Origin of the sequence: Photobacterium sp. SP02 (genome assembly GCF_038519165.1) — a bacterium.
Taxonomy (GTDB): Bacteria; Pseudomonadota; Gammaproteobacteria; order Enterobacterales; family Vibrionaceae; genus Photobacterium; species Photobacterium halotolerans.
On the sequence record NZ_JASJOJ010000134.1, the window covers coordinates 1 to 1,624 of the forward strand.

At 55.4% G+C, this 1,624-nt stretch carries 1 protein-coding gene; it reads left to right on the forward strand.

Annotated features, from left to right (window positions below; genetic code table 11):
* The coding region (locus P0Y67_RS22560) for a replication endonuclease (RefSeq protein ID WP_342393687.1) at positions 1–1,624 on the forward strand (1,624 nt) is incomplete at both ends.

Sequence of the window (1,624 nt, forward strand, 5' to 3'; positions counted from 1 at the left end):
GATAGCCAGCCGCCAACAGCGCGGCGGGGCTACCCGTGACAACCTTGACCGCTTCAGTGATGAGGCGGTGAAGTTCGGTTTGAAAGTCGCCCCCTTCATTGAAGACAAGTTTTCCTTCGTGGACAGTCGCAACAAGGTTAACGCTGAACGTTTAAACCATAACATTCTGATGCGAGACGAGGCCGTGCGTAAGCTGGCCCGTCTGGTTGCTGATGAGAATATGCAGGCAATGAAAGACATTGACCCGCAGGTTTTTGACAGCTTTCTGGCTGCGATGAAGCACATTTATTCTGTGCTGGCTGAGAATATCCGCGCCATTTCCATTAACCCGCCTGTATTGCCCGGTGGCAAGGTGGAGGTTGAGCGCGCCGAGCAAGTGCTCACCGCTTCAGTGCTGAAAATGCAGTCTGAAGAATGGATTGAGCGTCGCCTGCTGCACCTTCGGGCGCAGTACATTGAGTACGCACAGATTGCCCTTGAGCGCGTTGGCGACAAGGGGCACCAGACTAAATACATTTCCTATCCGTCTTTCCAGAACTGGAAGAACAAGCAGCGTGAAGCGGAGCGCTTTATTCAGAACACCGCGGTGTACAACGAGGCCACCGGGGAGCACTTTGACCTTGCCGAAGTGATCAAGCGCACCACGGCCAACCCGGAAAACCGCCGTATTGAAATGATGGTACGTTCCCGTGGCTTTGAAGAGCTGGCGCAGGACTTGGGTTATACCGCGTTGTTCCTGACGTGGACATTGCCGAGCAAGTACCACCGCAATTCTAACAAGTGGAACGGGGCCACGGTCAAAGAAGGCCATAGCAATCTGATGCAGCAATGGGCGCAGGCCCGTGCCCTGATTGCCAAAGAAGATATTCACTACTTCGGTTTTCGCGTGGCGGAGCCGCACAAAGACGGCACCAGCCACGGCCACTATTTTCTATTCTGCGATCCGAAAGACAAAGACACCCTGATTAACATCCTATCCGGCGTGGCAACCAGTGAAGACAGAGCCGAGCTGGGAGACGACATTTCCCCGCGCTTTGACGTCAAGGAAGCCGACCCGGCCAAGGGCGGCGCCACGGCATACATCGCGAAGTACGTTTCGAAAAACATCAATGGCAAGCACATGCCGGACACCGAAGCCGAAGAAAGCGCGTTTCGCGTTCGTGCCTGGGCCTCGGTTCACCGTATCCGCCAGTTTCAGCAGTTCGGCGGTGAGCCTGTTTCCCTGTGGCGTCATCTGCGCCGGGCCACTGAAGCGCAAACCCGCATTGATCCCAAACTTGAAGCGCTGCGACAGGCGGCGGATTCCTCTAAGTGGGCGCTGTTCTGCCAGCTCGCCGCGGATGCGCAGCTGGCCTATGAAGAAAAACAGAACCAGTACGGCGAGAGCGTGAAAAAGGCCATTGGCTTTCACTGGGTTTCTGAAGGGGTGAGCACCTTCATTTCGACATGCAACGAGACTTACCGATTAGTGAAAAAGTCTGAGTTGGGGGCGCTGTTAGAGTCGCGGAGCGGCTCCCCTTGGAGCACTGAAAATAACTGTAACCCCGTGCTCGGAGAGCACTTAAAACAGGTGACCGGATGGAGCCATGCCGGGGTGCAGTGCCTGATTAAACCCATATTGGCC